The sequence below is a fragment of the Terracoccus luteus genome (assembly GCF_003635045.1).
Lineage (GTDB): Bacteria > Actinomycetota > Actinomycetes > Actinomycetales > Dermatophilaceae > Terracoccus > Terracoccus luteus.
The window spans coordinates 1272464-1294585 of the sequence record NZ_RBXT01000001.1; the positions used below are offsets into that span (position 1 = coordinate 1272464).

Below are 22122 nucleotides of genomic sequence, written 5' to 3' on the forward strand. Positions count from 1 at the left end.
TCCGACCCGGTCGGTGCTCATCGGTGCTCATCGGTGCCTATCGGTCCCTATCGGTACCTATCGGTACCTATCGGTGCCCGAGCACCCGTTCGCCCGCCGTCAGTCCCTCCAGGGTGAGGGCCACCTCGTCGAGGGGGTCACCGTGGCCCACGATCTCGTCGCGCAGCCGCGCGGCCGCGGCGGGGTAGCGGGGCTGCGTGAGCACCGTGCGCACGGCCCGTCGCACCCGACGCGGCGAGGGCCGGCCGGTGCGCAGCGCGACACCGGCGCCGGACCACGCGACGCGGGCGGCCACCTCCGGCTTGTCCTCGCCGTCACCGGCGACGACGAGCGGGACCCCGTGCGAGAGCGCGGCCTGCACCCCGCCGTAGCCGCCGTTGGTCACGACGACGTCGACGCGGGGCAGCAGCTCGGCGTAGGGCACGAAGCCGGCGAGGCGCGCGTTCGCCGGAACCGGCATCCGTCGCTCGCGGGCGAGGGTGAGCAGGTCGGTGACGGGTCGCCCGCCGGTGGAGGCGACGACGAGCACGTCCTCGTCGGCGAGCGCTGCGAGCGTGGGCAGCAGCAGCTTGGTGGGGTCGGCGTTGTCCATCGTGCCCTGCGTGACGTGCACGACGGGCCGGCTCCCGTCGAGGTCGCCCCACCACGAGGGCAGGCGGCCGTCGCCGGCGGCGGGCACGGGGCCGACGAAGCGCACCCGGTCGGGCAGCTCGCGACGGGGGTACTCGAACCCGGGCACCGACAGGTGCAGCGTGAGGTCGTACTCGAGCAGGTGGTCGAAGTAGTTGACGCCCCAGCCGGTCCCGCCGTCGGCCGGGCGACCCGGGTGGTCGGCCGACACTGATGAGCCGAGTCCGTCGCCGGCCTCGGCCCGGTCGACCGCGGCGGCCGTCAGGGCCGCGTCGAGACCCTCCTGCACCGGTCGCAGCGGGCCGCGCGCGAGCAGCGCGTCGATGTGGCGGTTGCGCATGCGGGTGAACCGACCGGTGCCCGGCTGCAGCCCGCTGCCGAAGTGGGCCGTGTCGACGCTGCGCAGGGCGAGCGGCGTCGTCGACACGGCGACGACGGGCACCCTCGCGGATGCCGGTCGGCTCAGCACGAGCGGCAGCGCGCCGAGGAAGGCACTCTCGGCCACGACGGCATCCGGGCCGGTGCGGCGGAGGCGGTCGTGCAGCGCGGCCGACTGCGCGCGCAGGGGGCGCACGAAGAGACCGAGGATGTCGCGCCTCCCGGCGGCGAGGCCGGAGTAGCGCTCCCGGTGGGGCAGCCAGGCGTCGAGGTCGTCGTCGTCGAAGTCGGCGTCGCGCGGCAGCGGGGTGAAGCGCAGGCCGCGGGAGGTCGCGAGGTCGCGGTACTTGCGCCCGCCGAGCAGCTCGACGTCGTGGCCGCGCTGCACGAGTCGCGCGCCGATCGCGACCATCGGGGCGAGGTGGCCGAAGAGCGGCGGGGCGGCGAGCAGGAAGGTGGACACGACGCCCTACCTGGCCGCGGCCGCGCGCGTGGGGAGGTGACGGCGGGCGGCGGTGGTACTGGCGGGCAACGCAGGTCCTGGCGACGAGGGTCGTGGGACGACGCCGCACGGCGACCCGCGAACCGGGGCGCAGGTGGCGCGTACCCGGCGGGGCCGTCGGTCAAGCGCGACGGCCCGGGCGACGGCCCGGTCGGGCCGGTGTCGGGTTCAGCCCTTGGAGAGGTCGACCGCCAGGTGGGCGGCGCCGATGATGCCGGCCTGGTTGCGCAGCTGCGCCGGCACGATCGGCGCGCGCAGCTTGAGCTTGGGGAGGAACTTCGGGGCGTCCTTGCTGATGCCCCCGCCGACGATGATGAGGTCGGGGGTGAAGAGCTTCTCGACGGTGTCGTAGTAGACCTGCAGACGCTCGACGTACTCGTCCCACGACAGCTCGTCCCGGTCCTTGGCCGAGCTGGCCGCGCGGTCCTCCGCGTCGTGGCCGTCGATCTCGAGGTGCCCGAGCTCGCTGTTGGGCACGAGGCGCCCGTCGTTGATGAGCGCCGAGCCGATGCCGGTGCCGAGCGTGGTGAGGATGACGAGGCCGTTCACGCCCTTCGCGGCGCCGTAGTACATCTCCGCGAGCCCCGCGGCGTCCGCGTCGTTGAGCAGGGTGACCTCGCGGCCGGTGTGCTCCTTGATGAGCGCCTCGGCGTCGGTGTCGATCCAGGTCGGGTCGATGTTCGCCGCCGACAGGACGGTGCCGCGTACGACGACCGCGGGCACGGTCACGCCGATGGGGGAGTCGCCGGTGACGTCGGCGAAGTGGTCGACGATCTGGTCGACGACGTCGGCGACGGCGTCCGGGGTGGCCGGCTTCGGCGTGAGGATCTTGAGGCGGTCCTGCGCGAGGTCGCCCTTCTTCAGGTCGACCGGGGCACCCTTGATGCCGCTGCCGCCGATGTCGATGCCGAGGGGCTTCCCGTGCGACTTGCCGTGCTTGGCCATGGTCCCGACTTCCTCGAAGAGATCTGGGGGCCGCGCGGGCCCGTGCCGAACGGGGACGACCCTATGACAGGCACGCCCCCGCGTGGAACGGTGTCCCGCAGGTCGGCTCAGGGCCCGGAGGGGCGAGGAGCGGGTTCGCGCCGCGCGTCAGGGCAGCGTGAGGATCTCGGTGCCCGACTCGGTGACGAGGATGGTGTGCTCGAACTGGGCGGAGCGGCGCCGGTCGCGGGTGACGACGGTCCAGCCGTCGTCCCACATGTCCCACTCGTGGGTCCCGAGGTTGAGCATCGGCTCGACGGTGAAGGTCATGCCCGGCTCGATGACGGTCGCGTAGCCCGGGGCGGCGTCGTAGTGCGGCACGATGAGCCCGGAGTGGAACTCGAGACCGATGCCGTGGCCGGTGAAGTCGCGCACGACGCCGTAGCCGAACCGCTTGGCGTAGCTCTCGATGACACGGCCGATGACGTTGATCTCGCGACCCGGTCGGGCCGCCCGGATGCCGCGCATCATCGCCTCGTGCGTGCGCTCGACGAGCTGTCGCGACTCGTCGTCGACCTCGCCGACGGGGTAGGTGGCGTCGGTGTCGCCGTGCACGCCGTCGACGTAGGCGGTGACGTCGATGTTGACGATGTCGCCCTCCTCGAGGGGGCGGGCGTCGGGGATGCCGTGGCAGACCACCTCGTTGACGCTCGTGCACACGGACTTCGGGAAGCCCTTGTACCCCAGCGGGCTCGGGTACGCGCCGTGGTCGAGCATGAACTCGTGGGCGACCGCGTCGAGGCGGTCGGTGGTCACGCCGGGCGCGATCTCGGCGGCCGCCGCCGCCATGGCCCGGGCGGCGATGCGGCCCGCCACGCGCATCCGCTCGACCGTCTCGGCGTCCTTGACGTGCACGTCGCCGTCCTCGCGGACGTCGGACCGGTCGACGTAGTGCGGACGGGCGATGGTGGCCGGCACGGCGCGCCGGGGGCTGACCTCGTGCGGGGCGACGCTGGCGTGCAGGAGCGGCATAGTGGGGAGTCTAGGTCGTCAGCGTGTGCCGCCCACCGGGGCGGCCGGGACGCTGGCCGCGACGAGAGGGCGTCAGATGAGCTACTGGTACAACGTCGACACCGGGCAGGTCGAGAGCGACGCCGACCGCAGCCGGGGGGAGCAGGTGCTCGGCCCGTACGCCACCGAGGAGGAGGCCCGCGGGGCCCTCGCGAAGGCCAAGGAGAACACCGAGCGGTGGGACGACGAGGATCGCGACTGGGGCGGCGGCGCCCCGGGCACCGGTGCCGGTGGCGGGGGCGACGGCGACGACTGAGCCGGTCGCTCCCGCCGGGCCACCCGGCATCCGGTCGGGGTCGAGGTCGGGTGACCGCGGGTGACAGGCCGTTGTCCAGATCCTCCGGTCTGCAACCACTTTCACGGTGTATTCAAAGGTTGGTCACGGACGACTTTGGCAAATTCTTGGTAAGCGAACGGCAAAAACGCTCGATCCCGTGTTCTCATTCCGGAGGCGCCATGTGGGTGCCGACGATCCAGGAGGACACACCTTGAACAAGCGTTCTTGGAGCGCTGTCTCGGGGCTGGCCGTGGGGGCGCTCGTCGTCACCGGCCTGACCGCCCCGGGCCAGGCTCAGGCCACGCCTACCACCAAGGCCCCGGTCAGCAGCGACCCTGCTGAGGCCCAGGCTTCCCGGCACGACAACCTGCCGAACCCCCTTGCCGACAAGGCCAATGCCGAGCGCAAGGATGCCGTCTCCAAGCTCATCAAGGGCGAGGCGACGACGAAGACGATCAACGGCAACCGCGTGATCGAGGTGAAGTCGGCCACGAAGAACACGGCCGGCCGTGCCGCCACGCAGTCGCGTTTCATCAACTACCCGGTGGACCGCGAGGAGGACATCTTCACGATCCTCACGGACTTCGGCACGCAGACGATGTCCGGCCAGTCGCAGGCGCCCGGCCCGGTGCACAACCAGATCCCGCAGCCCGACCGCGTGTGGGACAAGAGCGCCACGGACGACAACTCCACCTACTGGATCCCCGACTTCAGCCGCCAGCACTTCATGGACCTGATGTTCGGCGAGGGCGACTCCTTCAAGGACTTCTACCTCAAGCAGAGCAACGGCCGCTTCGTGGCCAAGGGTGACGTCTCCGACTGGGTCACCGTGCCCTACAACGAGGCCCGCTACGGCTCCAACTCGGTTCCGCAGAGCAACGGCTACTGGAACTACATCAAGGACACGGCCACCGCGTGGTACAACGCGCAGAAGGCCGCGGGCAAGACGGACGCGCAGATCAAGACCTACCTCGCGCAGTTCGACAAGGTCGACCGCTACGACTACGACAACGACGGCGACTTCAACGAGCCCGACGGCTACATCGACCACTTCCAGGCCATCCACGCCGGTGAGGGCGAGGAGGCCGGTGGCGGTGCGCAGGGCACCGACGCCATCTGGTCGCACCGCTGGTACGCGTACTCGAGCGACGCCGGCAAGACCGGTCCGGACATGAACAAGTCCGGTGGCGTCCAGCTCGGTGACTCGGGCATGTGGATCGGTGACTACACCACCGAGCCGGAGAACGGTGGCCTCGGCGTCTTCGCGCACGAGTTCGGCCACGACCTCGGCCTGCCCGACCTCTACGACACCAACGGTGGCGACAACGGCACCGCGTTCTGGACCCTCATGAGCGGTGGCTCGTGGCTGAACCAGGCCAAGGACTCCATCGGCACCAAGCCCGGCTACATGGGCCCATGGGAGAAGCTGCAGCTCGGCTGGCTCGACTACGTGACGGTCAAGCCCGGCACGAACAAGCTCGTCAAGCTCGGCCCGGCCGACCGCGTCGCCAAGGACAAGAGCAACACCGACGAGAACAGCTACGGCGTCACGCCGCAGGCCATCGTCGTGCCGCTGCCCGAGCGCACCGTGACGACCGAGCGCAACACCCCGCACTCCGGCTCGGCCGAGTGGTGGAGCGGCTACGGCAACAACCTCAACAACACCCTCTCCACGACGCTCGACCTCACCGGCGCCACGACGTCGGCCTCGGTCAGCGCCTGGGTGCAGGGCAACCTCGAGGTCGACTACGACTACATGTACGGCGAGGTCTCGACCGACGGCGGCACCACCTGGAACCAGGTCGGCACGCCCGTCGACGGCGTCTTCGGCTGGACCCAGAAGAGCTTCGACCTCTCGGCCTACAAGGGCCAGTCGGTCCAGTTCCGCTTCCGCGTCCAGACCGACGGCGGCGTGGAGTCCGAGGCGTTCGTCGACGACATCCAGGTCACCAAGGACGGCGTCGCCGGCCCGGTCGACGACGTGGAGTCGGGCGCCGGCGCCTGGGTCGCGAAGGGCTTCGCGATCACCGACGGCACGACCTCCAAGAAGGTCCAGGACGTCTACTACGCCGAGAACCGCGTCTACAGCAACTACGACAAGGGCCTCAAGACCGGTCCGTACAACTTCGGCTGGGGCAACACCCGTCCCGACTGGGTCGAGCGCTTCCCGTACCAGAACGGTCTGCTCGTGTGGTTCTCCAACGGTGAGCAGACGAACAACAACACCAAGGACCACCCGGGTGCCGGCCTCGTCCTGCCGGTCGACGCCCGCCCGAAGGCGATCAAGTTCCCGGACGGTGCGCTGCTCGGCAACCGTCGTCAGCCCTTCGACGCGACGTTCGGCCAGGAGCGCACCGACATGGTGACCTTCCACCGCAACGGCTACGGCGTCACGCTCAAGTCGCAGCCGGCCATGCCGACCTTCGACGACAGCGACCCGCTGCGCTACTGGGACGCCAGCAACCCGTGGGCGTCCACGGCCGTCGCCGGTGCCGGTGTCAAGATGACCGTCACCCAGACGTCGGAGAACAAGCAGAACATGGTCGTCCGCGTCACCACCAAGTGACGTAGCACCAACCAGCACGACCGGCTTCACCAGAACGACCGTGACGGGCCCCCGGGATCTCCCCGGGGGCCCGTCCGGCTTAACGAACGCGAAACGTGGATGCGGCAGGATCGACACATGAACCGTCAGGAAGAGTTCGTGCTGCGCACGATCGAAGAGCGCGACATCCGCTTCGTCCGGCTGTGGTTCACGGACGTGCTCGGCACGCTGAAGTCCGTGGCGGTCGCACCGGCCGAGCTCGAGGGGGCCTTCGCCGAGGGCATCGGCTTCGACGGGTCGGCCATGGAAGGCCTGACCCGCGTCTACGAGGCGGACATGCTCGCCAAGCCCGACCCCTCGACCTTCCAGGTGCTGCCGTGGCGCGGCGACCCCCCCGGCACGGCGCGGATGTTCTGCGACCTGCAGCTGCCCGACGGCTCCGCGAGCGTCGCCGACCCGCGCAACGTGCTGCAGCGGGCGCTGGCCAAGGCCGCCGACCTCGGCTTCACCTTCTACACCCACCCCGAGATCGAGTTCTTCCTCCTCGAGCAGGGTCGCTCACCGAGCGGGCAGCCGATCCCCGTCGACGACGCCGGCTACTTCGACCACGTGCCGCACGGCACCGGCCACGACTTCCGCCGGGCCGCCATCACGATGCTCGAGAACATGGGCATCTCGGTCGAGTTCAGCCACCACGAGGGGGCGCCCGGCCAGAACGAGATCGACCTGCGCTACGCCGACGCCCTGTCGACCGCCGACAACATCATGACCTTCCGCACGGTCGTCAAGGAGGTCGCGCTGTCGCAGGGCATCTACGCGACCTTCATGCCCAAGCCGTTCTCCGAGCACCCCGGCTCCGGCATGCACACCCACATGAGCCTGTTCGAGGGCGACACCAACGCCTTCTTCGAGGCCGGTGCGCCGTACCAGATCAGCAAGGTCGGCCGTCAGTTCATGGCCGGCCTGCTCGTGCACGGCGCCGAGATCACCGCCGTCACCAACCAGTGGGTCAACAGCTACAAGCGACTCTGGGGCGGGGGAGAGGCACCCGCCCACCTCACCTGGGGCCACAACAACCGGTCGGCCCTGCTGCGCGTGCCGATGCACAAGCCGAACAAGGGCCAGTCGACCCGCGTCGAGGTGCGGTCCCTCGACGCGGCGTGCAACCCCTACCTCGCCTTCGCGGTCATGCTCGGCGCCGGGCTCAAGGGCATCGAGGAGGGCTACGAGCTGCCGCCCGAGACCGAGGACGACGTGTGGGGCCTCACCGACTCCGAGCGGCGCGCCATGGGCATCAAGCCGTTGCCCGCCTCGCTCGGCCGGGCCCTCGAGGTGATGGAGAGCAGCGAGCTCGTCGTCGACGTCCTCGGCGAGCACGTCTTCGACTTCTTCCTGCGCAACAAGCGCCAGGAGTGGCTCGACTACCGCCACGAGGTGAGCCAGTTCGAGCTCAACCGGTACCTGCCGCGACTGTGACGCTGCCGTGACGTCGTCCCGGACGACCAGCACGACGGGCGCCCTCGCGCGCCTCGGCTTCGCCGACCCCGCCCGCGCCGAGACCCTGCTCGCCGACCCGGCCCTGCTGCCCCTGCGGGCGGCGGTCGACGACGGGCAGCTCGACGACCTGCTCGCCGTGCTCAACGAGACGGCCGACCCCGACCAGGGCCTGCTGGGTCTCGTGCGCGTCGCCGAGTCGCTGGCGCGTGAGGACGACGCACCGGAGTGGGGGATCACGGCGTTCGCCCGCGAGCTGGCGTCGGACGGGCCCGGGCAGGAGCGGGTGTGCGCGGTGCTCGGCGCCTCGACCGCCCTCGTCGACGACCTCGTCCGGCACCCGGACCACTGGCTCGTCGCCGCCCGCGCCGAGCGACGCACCGGGGAGCAGGTGCGCGACGAGCTCGTCCGCGCCGTGACGACCGACCGAGGCGAGCGCGACCCGCTCGACGCCCTTCGGGTGGCCTACCGCTGCGGACTGCTGCGCATCGCGGCCCTCGACGTCACGGCATCCGACCCGCTCGTCGTCATGCCGGCGGTGGGGGAGTCGCTCGCCGAGCTCGCCGAGGCGGCCCTCGAGGCGGCCCTCGCCATCGCGCGCGAGCAGCACGGGCCGGGCCACGAGGTGTGCCGGCTGGCCGTCATCGGGATGGGCAAGACGGGCGGCGGCGAGCTCAACTACGTCAGCGACGTCGACGTCATCTTCGTCGCCGAGCCGGTCGACGGCGCCGACGAGGAGAGCGCGCTGCAGGTGGGCACGTCCCTGGCCATGGCGCTCATGCGCAACTGCTCGACGCACACGCAGGAGGGCACGCTCTGGCCCGTCGACGCCGCCCTGCGCCCGGAGGGCAAGCAGGGCCCGCTCGTGCGCACCGTCGACAGCCACGTCGCCTACTACCGCCGGTGGGCCAAGACGTGGGAGTTCCAGGCCCTGCTCAAGGCGTGGGTGAGCGCCGGCGACCACGAGCTCGGGCTGCGCTACAAGGCCGAGATCGCGCCGCTCGTCTGGGAGGCGGCCGGTCGCGAGAACTTCGTCGAGGACGTCCAGGCCATGCGCCGCCGCGTCGAGAGCCACGTCCCGGCGGGCGAGTCGGGCCGCCAGCTCAAGCTCGGGCCCGGGGGTCTGCGCGACGTCGAGTTCAGCGTGCAGCTGCTACAGCTCGTACACGGGCGCACCGACCCGAGCCTGCGCTCGGCCACGACCCTCGAGGCCCTCGCGTCGCTGGCCCGGGGCGGCTACGTCGCCCGCGACGACGCCGCGGCGCTCGACCGCGACTACCGGCACCTGCGCTGCCTCGAGCACCGCATCCAGCTGCACCGGCTGCGCCGCACCCACCTCATGCCCGAGGCGGCCACCGACCTGCGCCGGCTCGGCCGCTCGATGGGCCACCGCACCGACCCGGCCGCGGCGGTCGTCACCGACCGCCAGTCGATCGCCCGGGAGGTCCGCCGCATCCACGAACGGCTCTTCTACCGCCCGCTGCTCGCGGCCGCCGCGAAGCTGAGCCCGAACGAGGCGCGGCTCAGCACCGAGTCGGCCCGTCAGCGGCTGAGGGCGCTCGGCTTCCGCGACCCCGCGGGGGCGCTGCGCCACATCGAGGCGCTGACGACCGGTGTCAGCCGCCGGGCCGCGATCCAGCGCACGCTGCTGCCGGTCATGCTCGGCTGGTTCGCCGACGAGGCCGACCCCGACGCGGGGCTGCTCGCCTTCCGCAAGCTGTCCGACGAGCTGGGCACGACCCACTGGTACCTCAAGATGCTGCGTGACGAGGGCCGGGCCGCCGACCGGCTCGCGCACGGGCTCGCCCGCAGCCGCTACGCCGCCGACCTGCTCGAGCGCTCGCCCGAGAGCGTGTCGATCCTCGGCGACCCCGCCGGCCTCGTGCCGCCGACCCACGAGGCCCTCGTGTCGCGGATGGCGGCCGCCGTCGGCCGACGTGACTCGGCCGAGGAGGGCGTCACCGCGGTGCGGGCGCTTCGCCGTCACGAGCTGCTGCGCGTGAGCCTCGCCGACGCCGTCGGAGAGCTCGACCCGCTCACGGTCGGCGCGGCGCTGAGCAACCTGGCGGCCGCGACGGTCGAGGCCGCCCTGGCCGCCGCGGTCGCCGACGTCGAGCGGCGCGAGGGGCGTTCGCTCGGTGGGCAGCTGCTCGTCGTCGGCATGGGCAGCTTCGGCGGCCGCGAGATGGGCTACGCGTCGGACGCCGACGTCATGGTCGTGCTGCGCCCGGACCCCGGGCTCGGCGAGGCGGATGAGGCGGCCGTGACCGCGCGCGCCACGACGGCGGTGCAGACGCTGCGGCGCCTGCTGGCCGGCGCGGGGCCCGACCCGGCGCTCGGGGTCGACGCCGACCTTCGGCCGGAGGGCAAGAACGGCCCGCTCGTGCGCACGCTCGACTCGTACCGCTCCTACTACGAGCGCTGGGCCGACACGTGGGAGTTCCAGGCATTGCTGCGAGCCCGACCGGTCGCGGGACCGGCCGACCTCGCCGCCGACTTCGTCGCGCTCGTCGACCCCCTGCGCTACCCCGACGGGGGGCTCACCGAGGCACAGCGGCGCGACATCCGGCTGCTCAAGGCCCGGGTCGAGGCGGAACGGCTGCCCCGTGGTGCCGACCCCCGCAAGCACCTCAAGCTCGGGCTCGGCGGCCTCACCGACGTCGAGTGGACCGTGCAGCTGCTCCAGCTGCAGCACGCCCACGAACGCCCCGCTCTGCGGGTCACCGGAACGCTGGCCGCGCTCGACGCCCTCACCGAGGAGCGGCTGCTGCCGGCCGACGACGCCGCCGCCCTGCGCGAGGCGTGGCTGCTCGCGACGCGCGTGCGCAACGCGTCGGTGCTCTGGCGCGGGCGACCGGTCGACAGCGTCCCGTCCGACCTGCGCGACCTCGAGGGGGTGGGCCGGCTCGTCGGCCGACCGGCAGGGGAGGGCCCCCAGCTCGAGACGCTGTGGCGGCGCGTGGCCCGTCGGGCGAGAGCCGCCACCGATTTCAACTTTTACGACTCCTCCGGCCGGGGTAGCGTCGACCGGTGATGGCCACGAACCGGGGTGACTCAGCCCAGCCCGGGTTCGGTGAGGTGCTCAGGCAACCGCACTACCTACCCGTCTTCCTCGCCACGGCCCTGTCGCTGTGGGGCGACTACGTCGCCCGCATCACCCTCGCCGCCGTCGTCTTCGAGCGGACGCGGTCGCCGCTGGCCACGGCCACGACCCTGGCCGTCAGCCTCGTGCCGAGCGTCTTCGGCCGCAGCCTGTTCGGGCCCCTCGTCGACCGGTTCGCCTACAAGTGGGTGCTGCTCTGGTCGCAGGTGCTGCGGGCGCTCTGCGTCGGGCTGCTGCTCGTGCTCGTCGTCACCGTGGCCCCGCTGTGGACCCTGCTCGGCACACTGCTCGTGCTCGAGATGATCGGTGGGGCGTCCGCGGCCGCCAGCCTGCTGCTGCAGCTCGATCTGTTGCCCGACCCCCGGCTCTACGGCAAGGGCGTCGGCCTCAGCGCCCTGAGCGAGCAGGTCAACCAGGCCGTCGGTCTCGCCGTCGGCGGCGGGCTCGTCGCCCTCGTCGGGGCCGAGGCCGGGCTCGTCTTCGACGCCGTCACCTTCGTCGTGGCCGCCGTCGTCGTGCTCACCGTGGTGCCGCTTCGCCCCGTGGCGCGGGAGGCGACCCGTGGCCTCGGCAACTACCTGCGCGACATCGGCTCGGCCGCCCGCGACCTCACCCGGCACCCCCTGCTGGCCCGCTTCGTCGCCCTGAGCGCGGTGGCCTCGCTCGGCATCGCCGCCCCGGAGGCCCTCGCCATCCCGCTCGCCGGCAGCTCACCGTGGGGCGGTGTGCTCATGGCCGCCCCGATCGCCGGCGCGGCGGTCGGCATCCTGCTCATCAGCGCCCGTCCGGTCGTGTGGCAGAACCGCTCGATCCTGCCGGCCGCGCTCGCCATGCCGCTGCCCCTGCTCGTGCTCGTGCTGCGGCCGCCGCTCGTCGTCGTCGGCGTGGTCTTCGTCGTCAGCGGGATGCTGCAGGCGTTCATGGTGCCGCTGCAGGCCACCTTCGCCCTCGCCATCGAGCCCGCGCTGCGCGGCCGGATCTTCAGCCTCGCCGGGTCGGTCGCGGTCGCCTCGGCCGGTCTGTCGTACCTGCTCGCCGGCTGGATCGGCACCCGCACCAACCCCTACACCGGCGTCTCGGTCAGCGCGGCGATCTGCCTCGTCGCCATCGTGCTGCTCGCCCTGTCGTGGCCGCACCGACAGGTGCAGGCGGCCGTCGACTCGGCCTACGCGAGCACCGACGGCGGCACCACCGCCCGCCCCGCCGCCTGACCCCGCCCACGACCCGTCGAGAGGGCGCGTAGCACCCGTCGAGAGGGCAGACAGAGGCCGTCGAGAGGTCCGCCCGGGCCGCAGGTCAGGCGGGCGTGACCCGCTGCCCGTGACGGCGCGCGCGCAGGTCGAGCGCACTGGCGAGAAGGGCGACGGCGACGAGGCCGGCAGCGACCCGCAGCGCCCAGACGGCACCGCTCGCACCGGCATCCTCGGCGAAGGCGAAGTAGACGGCACCGACGAGCGCGATGCCCGCCGCGGTGCCGATGCGCTGGCCGGTCTGCAGCAGCCCACCCGCGGTGCCGGCCCGCTCGACCGGCACGTCGGCGAGCGTGAGCGTGACGTTGGGGGAGATGACGACGCCGCTACCGAGGCCCGCGACGAGCAGCGGCAGCGCGAGGGCCCAGCCCGTGGCCCCGCCCTCGACGCGCGGCAGCACGAGGTCGACGGCGATGAGGCCCACGAGCACCGTCGTGAGGCCGGCCGTCACGAGCACGCGGCCGTAGCGGTTGACGAGCGAGCCACCCGCGGCCGCGGCGACGGCCGAGCCCGCGGCGAACGGGGTGACGGCGAGGCCCGCGACGAGGGGGGTGTAGCCGAGGCGCTCCTGGAAGTAGATCGTGAGGACGAAGAAGATCCCGGTGAAGCCGGCGAAGTAGATGAGCCCGACGGCGGCGCCCGAGCTGTAGCCGGGGACCTGAAAGAGGTGCAGGTCGACGAGGGGGCTGTGGCCGCGGGCGGTGTACCGGCGCTCCCACAGCAGGAAGGCGGCGGCGAAGGCGACGCCGACGAGGGCCACCCACCACGGGATCCCGGATGCCGTGCCGCGCCCGGTCTCGACGAGGGGGAGCAGCAGCGCGGTGACCGCGATGCCGAGCAGGACGACCCCGACGGGGTCGAGGTCCAGCCGACCCGCGCGACGGGCCGGGGGGTCGGGCAGCCAGAGACGTGCGAGCACGACGGCGCCGACGGCGACCGGCAGGTTGACGAAGAAGATCCAGCGCCAGCCCGCCTCGGCACCGAGGACGCTGATGATCGTGCCGCCGACGATGGGGCCGACCGCGGTCGAGATGCCGATGGTCGCGCCGAGCATGCCGAAGGCGCGGCCGCGCTCCTTGCCGCGGAACATCTCCTGGATGAGGCCGGAGACCTGCGGGTTGAGGATGCCGCCCGCCGCGCCCTGCACGAGGCGCGCCACGATGAGCATGGCGCTGCTCGTGGCCAGACCGCAGGCCAGGCTGGCGACGCCGAAGAGGACGACGCCGGTGATGAAGACCGTGCGGCGGCCGATGGCGTCGCCGATGCGTCCGCTGCCGACCAGGGTGAGACCGAAGGTGAGGGCGTAGCCGGACACGACCCACTGCAGGTCGCTCGGGCTGGCGCCGATGCCCTGCTGGATCGAGGGGAGCGCGACGTTGACGATGCTGACGTCGAGCAGCGTCATGAAACCGGCGACGAGACAGACCGCGAGGGCCTTCCAGCGGCGGGGGTCGGGCTGCTCCGTCTGCCGGGAGGCGTCGCCCCGGTCAGGGCTCTCGGAGTGGTCGGGGTCCCGCTGCTCGGTCGGCGCGGGCGGGTTGGAGTCGGTCACACCCCAGTCTGTACCCGCTCCGGCCTCGGCGGCCGGGCTCCGTGCACGGGCGAGCTCACCGGCATCCGACCCCTCACGGACCCCCCGACAGCACGAGGACCGCGCCCCTCCCCGGGACGCGGTCCTCGTGACCACCGACGGTGACCAGGTGTGCTCAGATGTCACGGAGCTGATGTCGACATCAGACTCCGCTTCGCTCCGTCAGATGTCGAAGTACATCTCGAACTCGTGCGGGTGCGGGCGGAAGCGGATCGGGTCGACCTCGTTCTTGCGCTTGTAGTCGATCCACGTCGCGATGAGGTCCTCGGTAAAGACGTCACCCTCGAGCAGGTACTCGTGGTCGGCCTCGAGGGCGTCGAGCACGGCCGGCAGCGAGCCGGGCACCTGCTGGATGGCCTCGTGCTCCTCGGGCGGGAGCTCGTAGAGGTCCTTGTCGACCGGCTCCGGGGGCTCGATGCGGTTCTTGATGCCGTCGAGACCGGCCATGAGCTGCGCCGCGAAGCACAGGTACGGGTTGGCCGACGGGTCGGGCACGCGGAACTCGATGCGCTTGGCCTTCGGCGAGGTGCCCGTGATCGGGATGCGCACGCAGGCCGAGCGGTTGCGGGCGGAGTAGACGAGGTTGACCGGCGCCTCGTAGCCGGGCACCAGGCGGTGGTAGCTGTTCACCGTCGGGTTGGTGAAGGCGAGCAGCGACGGGGCGTGCTTGAGCAGGCCACCGATGTACCAGCGCGCGAGGTCGGACAGGCCGCCGTAGCCGCGCTCGTCGTAGAAGAGGGGCTCGCCGTCCTTCCAGAGGGACTGGTGCGTGTGCATGCCGGAGCCGTTGTCGCCGAAGAGCGGCTTGGGCATGAACGTCGCGGTGTGACCCTGGGCCCACGCCGAGTTCTTGACGACGTACTTGAACTTCATGAGGTCGTCGCCCGAGTGCAGCAGCGTGTTGAAGCGGTAGTTGATCTCCATCTGGCCGGCGGTGCCGACCTCGTGGTGGCTGCGCTCGACGTTGAGACCGACCTCCTTGAGCTCGAGGCAGATCTTGTCGCGGAAGTCGGCGAAGTGGTCGACCGGCGAGACGGGGAAGTAGCCACCCTTGTAGCGGGTCTTGTAGCCCTTGTTGCCGCCCTCCTCCTCACGACCGGTGTTCCACGCGGCCTCGATGGAGTCGAGGTAGTAGTAGGAGGCGTTCGACTTCGTCTCGAAGCGGACGTCGTCGAAGACGTAGAACTCGGCCTCGGCACCGAAGTAGGCGGTGTCGGCGATGCCGGTCGACTTGAGGTACTCCTCCGCCTTGCTCGCGATGTTGCGCGGGTCGCGGCTGTACCGCTCGTCGGTGAAGGGGTCGAGGATCGAGAAGTTCATGACGAGCGTCTTCTCGGTGCGGTACGGGTCGATGAACGCCGTCGCGGGGTCGGGCACGAGCTTCATGTCCGACTCGTGGATCGCCTGGAAGCCGCGGATCGAGCTGCCGTCGAACATCTGGCCGACCGAGAAGAAGTCCTCGTCGACCGACTCAGCCGGCACGTTGAAGTGCTGCATGACACCGGGCAGGTCACAGAACCGAATGTCGACGAACTTGACGTCCTCGTCCTTGATGTACGAGAGGACCTCATCGGCTGAGCTGAACATCCAACCTCCTATGTGGGATCGGGGCCGGGCCGCCCTCGAGCACGTCGAAAAGCGGACCACGACCCCGTGTTGTCGGTCCCGACCCTACGCAGGTGCCATTACTCGGCCGTGACCCCCATGTTTCGCCGGTGTTAACCCGGAGGGGCCGCGGCGGAGGTGAGACGCCTCACGCCGGCCCGGATGCCGGGTCGCCGGGTTACGTCGTCGGCCCGGTCGCGTGGTTGGCTGGGACCGTGGTCGACCGCAGAGACTTCGGAAGCTGGCTCGAGGGCCCCCGGGCGAGGACGACGCCCGGCAGGTGGCCGGGGGAGCAGCTCGGGTTGCCCGAACGGGGGCCGGGGTCGATCGCCGGGTTCGGCATCCGGCTCGTGGCCGTGCTCATCGACTGGGTCGTGGCCCTGTTCATCGCGAGCGGCCTGTTTCGGGTGCCGCTGCCGTTCACGGCGCAGCACACCTCGGGGGCCGACTCCTTCATCACGCTCGGGGTGTTCGGAGTCATCACCCTGCTGCTCGTCGGCACGCTCGGCTTCACCATCGGCCACCGCGTCATGGGGCTCCAGGTCCGGTCGCTCTCGGGGACCGGGCGCGTCATGCCGCTGCAGGCCCTGGCCCGCACGGTGCTGCTGTGCATCTTCGTCCCGGCCGTCATCTGGGACCGCGACGGCCGCGGACTGCACGACAAGATCCCCAACACCGTCATCGTCCGCACCCGCTGACCTGACGGTCCCGCGTTTGTGGTGGGGCCGTGGAGGATTTGCGTCGTCCTGACGGTGACGATCCTCCACGGGGGTGCCGACGGGGAGTGGCCTCTCGACGGGGAGGGTCAGCGGCCGCGGAGGGCCTTGCGGTCCATGCGAGCACGGCTGGGGTCGACGCCTCCGGGCAGCGGGGCGCGCATGCCGCCGAGCGCCTTGAGCCGCTTGTTGACGAGGGACATCTCGTCCTTCGTGATCTTCGGCTTCAGCCGCTGCACCTTGCTCGACAGCTTCTGCAGGGGCACCTCGCCCTCGCCGTCGCCGACGCGCATGACGGTGACGGGCACGCCGGGGGCGACGCGCTCGACGCGCTTCTTCTCGGCAGCGAGCAGCTTCTGCACGCGACCGGTGGGCCCCTCGCCGACGAGGACGACGCCGGGCCGACCGAGCGCGCGGTAGACCATGGCCGCCGAGGCGATGTCACCCGGGCGCGCCACGTCGGCGGCCACGGGCTCGCGGTCGGTGTACCAGCCGCGGCGGATCGAGGTCAGCGCCGCACCGGCGGCACCGGCCTGACCGTTGATCTGGGTGTACGCCGCCCGCTCGGCCCGGCGGCTCAGCGTGATCGTCGCGGCGAGGATGCCGAAGAGCACGCCGAAGATGCCGAAGATCCAGGGCAGGCTGACGAGGAAGCCGATGAGCAGCAGCACGCCGAAGGTGACGAGGAACGCCAGGAGCATGTACCACCCGATGAGGGGGTCGACCTGCTTCGAGACCGTGAAGACCTGACGGATCTGCGCGATGCGCCCGGTCTTCTGCTCGGCGGGCGCGGTGGCCTCGCCGTCCTTCTTTCGGGCGAACGGGTTGCGTGGCATGCGGATCAGGATACGGCGGCGGCTGTGCGGGCCACCAACGACGCCGCCTCCTGGCGGGCGGGCGACTCGGCGGCCTGGGCGAGGTGGGCCAGGTGCTCGGGGATCGGGCGACCCCACTTGCCCATCGCGGTCGCCCACAGCCGACCGGCACGGTACGACGAGCGCACGAGCGGGCCGGCCATGACGCCCTTGAACCCGAGGTTCTCGGCGACGTCGGACCAGTGGACGAACTCCTCCGGCTTGACCCACCGGTCGATGGGGTGGTGCAGCTTCGAGGGGCGCAGGTACTGCGTGATCGTGAGGATGTCGCACCCGGCCTGGTGGAGGTCGCCGATGGCCTCCTCGATCTCGGCGTCGGTCTCGCCCATGCCGAGGATGAGGTTGCTCTTCGTGACGAGCTCGGCCTCGCGGGCCATGGTGAGCACCCGCAGCGACTTCTCGTACGTGAAGGCCGGGCGGATGCGCTTGAAGATGCGCGGCACCGTCTCGAGGTTGTGCGCGAACACCTCGGGGCGGGCGTCGAAGACCTGGCTCACGAGCTCGGGCACCGCACCGAAGTCGGGCGGCAGGATCTCGACCCCGGTGTTGGGGTTGAGCAGGTGGATCTGGCGGATCGTCTCGGCGTAGAGGCCGGCGGCGCCGTCGGGCTGGTCGTCGCGGGCCACGCCCGTGACGGTCGAGTAGCGCAGGCCCATGCGGGCGACCGACTCGGCCACGCGGCGCGGCTCGTCGAGGTCGAGGGCCTGGGGGCGACCGGTCGCGATGTCGCAGAAGTCGCAGCGCCGGGTGCACGTGTCACCGCCGATGAGGAAGGTGGCCTCGCGGTCCTCCCAGCACTCGAAGATGTTGGGGCAGCCGGCCTCCTGGCACACCGTGTGCAGGCCTTCGCTCTTGACCATCGAGTGCAGGGCCGTGAACTCCGGGCCCATCTTGGCCGTGGTGCGGATCCACTCCGGCTTGCGCTCGATCGGCGTCTCGGCGTTGCGCGCCTCGACGCGCAGCAGGCGGCGGCCGTCGGGGGCGACAGTCACGAGATGGCTCCTTCGTCGGTGTTCTCGGCTGCGGCCGAGTTTACGCCGCACCACCGACACCGACCGCATCGCGCCCGCGTGAGGGCGTCACCGGGCCCCCGACGGATGCCGCTCAGCCGACGTCGCGACGCCGGAAGACGAGCAGGGCCGCGACCACCCCGACGACCGCGACGGCGAGCAGGTACACCCAGCTGTGGGTGAAGCTGTGCGTCAGAGTCGTGTACTGACAGCTGTTCGGACCGCAGACCTGCGCGTTGTACATTGCGCCGTTCTCGAGGAAGGCGTCGATGTTGACGCGGAGGAACCACGGCTGCAGCCGTCCCCCGAACATGCCCGGGGCGACGAAGCTCTCGATCACCACGACGTAGGCGAGGACGACGCCGACGACGGCGGCCGTGCTGCGCGTGATGAACCCGAGCACTGCACCCCCGAGGCCGCCCAGCGCCACCGCAGCGAGCACCCGGAGCAGCACGAGCGACAGAGGCTGACCGTCGCCGGGTGGGGCCGGGGGCAGATCAAGGGTCTCCCCGGGCCGGTTGACGGTCGTGACCCCGACCACCCCCAGCACGGTCAACCCGATCCCGGCGAGGGCGACCGCCGCACCGGCCAGCGTCGCCGCGGCGAGCTTGGTCGATGCCACCCGGAGCCTGCGAGGCTGGAACGTCAGCCAGTTCCCCATGGCACCGGTGGTGAGCTCCGCTGCGACGAAGCTCGCCGCAAGCAGGAAGGCGAGGAACCCCAGCACGTAGGCGAGTGCCTGCGCCGTCTTCCTGACCAGCGACTCTCGGTCCGGCTCGACGACGCCGAAGTCGGCCAGCGTCGCGGTCGTCGAGTCGTCGCACGCGAACTCGATGTTCGGGTCGTTCTGGCGTGCCTGGGCCTCCTGCGCGCGGCACTCCGCGAGCTGCTGGGCACGCTGGGCCGGCGTCAGCGCCGCTTCCTGGGACTGCATGTCGCGGAGGTAGGCGTTGTAGCTGTCGATCTGGGCCGCGACGTTCGACGGCTTCGTCTCGCCGTAGATCTGCAGCATGGAGAGCCCGACGAAGGCGACAATGGCGAGCAGGACGACCTTCGTCAGCCGCCGCCACCACAGCCGCCGCAGCTCGACGCCCACGAGCCCCACCCAGGTCGTGCCGCGCGGGCGCGTCTCGGCCCGCGGGCGGACCTCCGTCGCCACGTCGTCGCTCATGCCGCCCCCTCGACCCGGCCACCCGGCATCCGGCCACCTGCGGCCCGGTCGGCCTCACCGCCGAGACCCTCGCCCGCCGTCAGGGCGAGGAACGCCGACTCGAGGTCGGCCCGCACCGGCACGAGGGAGCTGACGTAGAGACCGCCGCCGGCGAGCACGCGCGTGACCCGGGAGGGGTCGTCGACGGCGACGACGAGCTCGTCGCCCTCGGTCTGCACGGCGAGGCCGTCGGCCTCGAGCAGCTGCCGGGCCCGGTCGTGGTCGCGCACGCCGACGCGCACCCGCGGCGTGCCCGAGCCGCCGAGGATGTCGGCCACCGTGCCCTCCGCGAGCAGCCGACCGTGCCCGATGATCGACACCGTGTCGGCCACCTGCTCGACCTCGGCGAGGATGTGCGAGCTGACGATCACCGTCTTGCCCTCGGCACCGAGGGAGCGCATCGTGTCGCGCACCTCGCGGATGCCGGCGGGGTCGAGGCCGTTGGTCGGCTCGTCGAAGACGAGCAGGTCGGGGTCCTTGAGCAGCGTCGCCGCGATGGCGAGCCGTTGCTTCATGCCGAGCGAGAAGCCGGCGTAGCGGTCACCGGCACGGTCGGACAGGCGGGTGGCCTCGAGCACCTCGTCGACCCGTCCGGCGGGGACGCCGATGGCCGCCGCGAGCAGGCGCAGGTTCTGGCCGGCCGAGAACGTCGGGAAGAACTTCGGCGCCTCGACGATGGCGCCGACGCGGTCGATGACCGCCGGCAGCTCACGCGGCACCGCGCGGCCGAACACCTCGATGGTGCCGGAGTCGGGCCGGGCCAGCCCGAGCAGCATGCGGATCGTCGTCGTCTTGCCCGACCCGTTGGGCCCGAGGAAGCCGTGGACCCCTCCGTGCGGCACGGTGAGGCTGAGCCCCTCGACGGCGGCCCGTCGCCCGCCGCGACCCAGGTAGGTCTTGCGGAGGTCGACGGTGCGGACGGCGACGTCCATGAGAGCCCCTGACGCTCGGCGGTGGCCCGTCGCCACGCAGGTCGACACGGGGTCGACGCGGGGTGGCGGGTCGGTCGGTGGCGTCACCCTAGGGCGCGCTCAGCCCGTGGGCACCTCGGCGCGCCGGTTGGGCCGCAGCGTCGGCAGGATGTCGGCGAGGTGCTTCTCGACATGGGGGAGCACCTCGGTGACCGGCACGTCGCGGCCGAGCTCGAACGAGAGCGAGGTGACCCCCGCGCCGACGATGCCGCAGGGGATGATGACCTCGCCCCACGACAGGTCCGGGTCGCAGTTGAGGGCGAAGCCGTGCATCGCGACCTGACGGCTCACCCGGATGCCGATGGCGCCGATCTTGCGCCTCGGCCCGCGGTCGTCGGCCGCGACCCACGTGCCGCTCTCGCCCGCGACCCGGCCGGCCTCGACGCCGAAGTCGGCGCAGACCCGGATCATCATCTCCTCGAGGTGGCGCACGTAGCCGACGACGTCGATCGGGGCGGGCAGCCGCACGATGGGGTAGCCGGTGATCTGGCCGGGACCGTGCCACGTGATCTTGCCGCCGCGGTCGACGTCGATGACGGGGGTGCCGTCGTTCGGGCGCTCCTGCGGCTCGGTGCGCTTGCCCGCCGTGTAGACCGGCGCGTGCTCGAGCAGGTAGACGGTGTCGGGCTGCTCGCCCGAGACGACCTTGGCGTGCGTGTCGCGCTGCACCTGCCAGGCCTGCTCGTAGTCGACGTAGTCGGGGGCGAGACCGAGGTGCACGAAACGCATGCGGTCAGGGTACGCCGGGCCACGCGGCATCCGGTCGGCCCGGCGACGTGGTTGGCTGGCCGGATGCCGGTCAGCCCCGTGAGCACGTCCCGTCCCCTCCGCGTCGGCCTCGTCGGCTACGGCTCGGCCGGCCGCGGCATCCACGCCGCCCTGCTCGTGCGCGCCGGGCTGCACGTGGCGGTAGTGGCGACCGCGAACCCCGAGCGGGTGGCCCAGGTCGGTGACGAGCACCCCGACGCGCAGGTGGTGCCCGACCTCGAGGCCCTGCTCGGGGTCGACGGCCTCGACCTCGTCGTGCTTGCGTCGCCGAGCGGCGCGCACGCGGGGCAGGCCGAGCGGGTGGTGGAGGCCGGGCTGCCGCTCGTCGTCGACAAGCCGCTCGCGACCGACGCGTCGGCGGCGCTCGAGGTGGTCGACGCCGCCCGCCGGGCCGGCGTGCCGCTGACGGTGTTCATGAACCGGCGCTTCGACCCCGAGCACGCCGCGCTCGTGCGGGTGCGCGACGAGGGCCTGGTCGGCGAGATCTGGAGGGCGGAGCACCGCTGGGACCGCTGGCGTCCGGTACCGAAGCAGCGGTGGCGCGAACAGGTGCCGGCGACCGAGGGCGGCGGGCTGCTGCTCGACCTGCAGAGCCACCTCGTCGACCAGGCGGTCGTGCTGCACGGCCGGGTGCTCACCGTCTACGCCGAGCTCGAGGTGCGCACGACCGTCGCGGAGGACGACACCTTCCTCGCCTGCCGGCACGAGTCGGGCGTCGTCACCCACCTCATGGCCAGTGCTGTCAACGGGGCGCCGGGGCCGCGCTCGCGGGTGGCGGGGTCGGCGGGCGCCTTCGTCATCGGTCGCCAGCACGACGACGTGGGGTCGTTCCGCGAGTTCGAGAACGAGGGCGAGCACGTCGGCTGGGTCGTGCGCGGCGACGATCGGCAACCGGGCCCGGTCGTCACTGGCGCCGACCAGGCCGACTACTACCGTGCCGTGGCCGCCGCGCTGTCCTCCGACGACCCTCAGGGCCGGATGCCGGTCGACCCCCGCGACGCCGTGCACGTCATGGCCGTGATCGACGCCGCCCGCACGAGCGCGCGGGCCGGGCGCGTCGTCGACGTCATGACGCCGGGCGAGGCGCCCTGAGGCCGGTCACCTCGGTTCGTCGGTGACTTGCCGCCAGGTGCCGCGACGGCCGACGCCTCGTCGTCGGCGGGCCTGTGGATGACGCCGGCGGCGGCTCGCAGCGTTCTGTG

The 22122-nt window shown here is 71.9% G+C and carries 17 protein-coding genes; 7 read left to right on the forward strand and 10 right to left on the reverse strand.

All coding sequences use genetic code 11. From position 1 onward, the window contains the following. Nucleotides 1-67: 67 nt before the first annotated feature. From DFJ68_RS18445 to map, 3 genes are all read right to left on the reverse strand, one after another. A complete protein-coding gene (locus tag DFJ68_RS18445) occupies nt 68-1471 on the reverse strand; it encodes a nucleotide disphospho-sugar-binding domain-containing protein (RefSeq protein ID WP_211333277.1) in 1404 nt (467 codons plus the stop codon). A 207-nt stretch (nt 1472-1678) separates the two neighbouring features. Continuing rightward, a complete protein-coding gene (gene ppgK / locus DFJ68_RS05835; RefSeq protein ID WP_121031799.1) occupies nt 1679-2455 on the reverse strand; it encodes a polyphosphate--glucose phosphotransferase in 777 nt (258 codons plus the stop codon). A gap of 147 nt (nt 2456-2602) precedes the next feature. Next, a complete protein-coding gene (gene map / locus DFJ68_RS05840; protein WP_121031802.1) occupies nt 2603-3466 on the reverse strand; it encodes a type I methionyl aminopeptidase in 864 nt (287 codons plus the stop codon). 76 nt (nt 3467-3542) lie between these two features. Between map and DFJ68_RS05845 the strand changes: the two genes are divergently transcribed. The 5 genes from DFJ68_RS05845 to DFJ68_RS05865 all read left to right on the forward strand — a co-directional run bounded on the left by DFJ68_RS05845 (nt 3543) and on the right by DFJ68_RS05865 (nt 12135). Beyond that, nucleotides 3543-3761 (forward strand): methionine aminopeptidase, encoded by a 219-nt coding sequence (locus tag DFJ68_RS05845; protein ID WP_121031804.1) that lies wholly within the window; start codon nt 3543-3545, stop codon nt 3759-3761. Nucleotides 3762-3993: 232 nt separating this feature from the next. After that, nucleotides 3994-6348, forward strand: a complete 2355-nt coding sequence (locus DFJ68_RS05850; protein ID WP_245963489.1) for an immune inhibitor A domain-containing protein — start codon at nt 3994-3996, stop codon at nt 6346-6348. A 117-nt stretch (nt 6349-6465) separates the two neighbouring features. Beyond that, the gene (locus DFJ68_RS05855) at nt 6466-7803 is read left to right on the forward strand and encodes a glutamine synthetase family protein (protein ID WP_121031808.1); all 1338 of its coding nucleotides are present in this window, start codon (nt 6466-6468) and stop codon (nt 7801-7803) included. A gap of 7 nt (nt 7804-7810) precedes the next feature. Continuing rightward, nucleotides 7811-10855, forward strand: a complete 3045-nt coding sequence (locus tag DFJ68_RS05860) for a bifunctional [glutamine synthetase] adenylyltransferase/[glutamine synthetase]-adenylyl-L-tyrosine phosphorylase (RefSeq protein WP_121031810.1) — start codon at nt 7811-7813, stop codon at nt 10853-10855. Further along, the gene (locus tag DFJ68_RS05865) at nt 10855-12135 is read left to right on the forward strand and encodes an MFS transporter (RefSeq protein ID WP_121031812.1); all 1281 of its coding nucleotides are present in this window, start codon (nt 10855-10857) and stop codon (nt 12133-12135) included. Before DFJ68_RS05860 ends, DFJ68_RS05865 begins: the two co-directional genes overlap by 1 nt. 85 nt (nt 12136-12220) lie before the next feature. Here the strand turns inward: DFJ68_RS05865 and DFJ68_RS05870 are convergent, their stop codons facing one another. Together DFJ68_RS05870 and glnA are read right to left on the reverse strand one after the other, a co-directional pair. Next, the gene (locus DFJ68_RS05870) at nt 12221-13726 is read right to left on the reverse strand and encodes an MFS transporter (RefSeq protein ID WP_245963490.1); all 1506 of its coding nucleotides are present in this window, start codon (nt 13724-13726) and stop codon (nt 12221-12223) included. A 201-nt stretch (nt 13727-13927) separates the two neighbouring features. Then, the gene (gene glnA, locus DFJ68_RS05875; RefSeq protein ID WP_121031814.1) at nt 13928-15352 is read right to left on the reverse strand and encodes a type I glutamate--ammonia ligase; all 1425 of its coding nucleotides are present in this window, start codon (nt 15350-15352) and stop codon (nt 13928-13930) included. Nucleotides 15353-15585: 233 nt separating this feature from the next. Here glnA and DFJ68_RS05880 point away from each other — a divergent pair, with 233 nt between their 5' ends. Further along, a complete protein-coding gene (locus tag DFJ68_RS05880) occupies nt 15586-16068 on the forward strand; it encodes an RDD family protein (protein ID WP_121031816.1) in 483 nt (160 codons plus the stop codon). A 107-nt stretch (nt 16069-16175) separates the two neighbouring features. Here DFJ68_RS05880 and DFJ68_RS05885 read toward each other — a convergent pair whose 3' ends face one another. The 5 genes from DFJ68_RS05885 to lipB all read right to left on the reverse strand — a co-directional run bounded on the left by DFJ68_RS05885 (nt 16176) and on the right by lipB (nt 20881). Beyond that, complete coding sequence (locus tag DFJ68_RS05885) at nt 16176-16922, reverse strand: DUF4191 domain-containing protein (RefSeq protein WP_121031818.1); 747 nt, start codon at nt 16920-16922, stop codon at nt 16176-16178. A 5-nt stretch (nt 16923-16927) separates the two neighbouring features. Continuing rightward, entirely contained in the window at nt 16928-17953 is a 1026-nt protein-coding gene (gene lipA / locus DFJ68_RS05890; protein WP_121031820.1) for a lipoyl synthase, read from the reverse strand. A 112-nt stretch (nt 17954-18065) separates the two neighbouring features. Then, the gene (locus DFJ68_RS05895) at nt 18066-19142 is read right to left on the reverse strand and encodes an ABC transporter permease subunit (RefSeq protein WP_121031822.1); all 1077 of its coding nucleotides are present in this window, start codon (nt 19140-19142) and stop codon (nt 18066-18068) included. Continuing rightward, a complete protein-coding gene (locus DFJ68_RS05900; RefSeq protein ID WP_121031824.1) occupies nt 19139-20113 on the reverse strand; it encodes an ABC transporter ATP-binding protein in 975 nt (324 codons plus the stop codon). Before DFJ68_RS05900 ends, DFJ68_RS05895 begins: the two co-directional genes overlap by 4 nt. Before the next feature lie 99 nt (nt 20114-20212). Then, on the reverse strand, nt 20213-20881 hold the full coding sequence (gene lipB, locus DFJ68_RS05905; RefSeq protein ID WP_121035127.1) for a lipoyl(octanoyl) transferase LipB: 669 nt from the start codon (nt 20879-20881) through the stop codon (nt 20213-20215). A 63-nt stretch (nt 20882-20944) separates the two neighbouring features. Between lipB and DFJ68_RS05910 the strand changes: the two genes are divergently transcribed. After that, the gene (locus DFJ68_RS05910; RefSeq protein ID WP_121031826.1) at nt 20945-22012 is read left to right on the forward strand and encodes a Gfo/Idh/MocA family protein; all 1068 of its coding nucleotides are present in this window, start codon (nt 20945-20947) and stop codon (nt 22010-22012) included. Nucleotides 22013-22122 lie beyond the last annotated feature (110 nt).